This window comes from Stutzerimonas sp. LR2 (assembly GCF_055755175.1).
On the sequence record NZ_JBVTRR010000087.1, the window covers coordinates 1 to 635 of the forward strand.

The following is a 635-nucleotide window of genomic DNA, read 5'->3' on the forward strand; positions in this document are numbered from 1 at the left end:
TAGTGGTGTAGCGATTATCAGAGGTAACGTAACGCATGAGAAATACTCCTGTAGATAAAAGTGATGGGGTAAGGATTACCAAACACGTTGTTCTTTCATGAACTCGGGCTCATGTGCCACGAAACGAATAGCTTCAGCCATCGTTGAGTCGAAGAACTTGGAACACAATTCTCGGCCAAGCATGACTATCTCTTTTTTGAGAAGGTCAAGGCTTTGGTCGGAGAAACGGCCACATGCACAACAATACGCAAAACGCGTCGCCAGCTTTAACACCTGGGATTCGTTTTGGTTAACACCAAACGCAGTATTGGCAATGCCAAGTCCACGATCATTAAGCAGCTTCACAGTCAGCATATCGGAATGAATTAACGCCAAATCAGCTTGTTCTTGAACATCAGAAGTAGGCCAAAGGGGCATATTCTCAGATACGAAACCGTAAATGCTCAATTCGACAGAATGAGACATACGTACCTCTTTAATAAATTTATGAATTTAGGAAGTTAAAAAATACCGGGTTTGCAACGGGCCAAAGCGGCCAAGATGCGTTCGCGAGCAGGGGAAGGGCTAACAGTTGCCTGAATACCTTCAATCCAATCCTCAACCGGTATGCGGGTGAATTTGTCGTCTGTATTGCG

The 635-nt window shown here is 44.7% G+C and carries 1 protein-coding gene; it reads right to left on the reverse strand.

What is annotated here, in order from left to right:
* Positions 1-75: 75 nt before the first annotated feature.
* Positions 76-465, reverse strand: a complete 390-nt coding sequence (locus ACVRRC_RS22200) for a hypothetical protein (RefSeq protein WP_472997609.1) — start codon at positions 463-465, stop codon at positions 76-78.
* Between the last annotated feature and the right edge of the window lie 170 nt (positions 466-635).

What these genes read in the sequence shown, in the direction of transcription:
- ACVRRC_RS22200 (WP_472997609.1), bottom strand. Translation starts at nt 465, where the DNA reads ATGTCTCATTCTGTCGAATTGAGCATTTACGGTTTCGTATCTGAGAAT.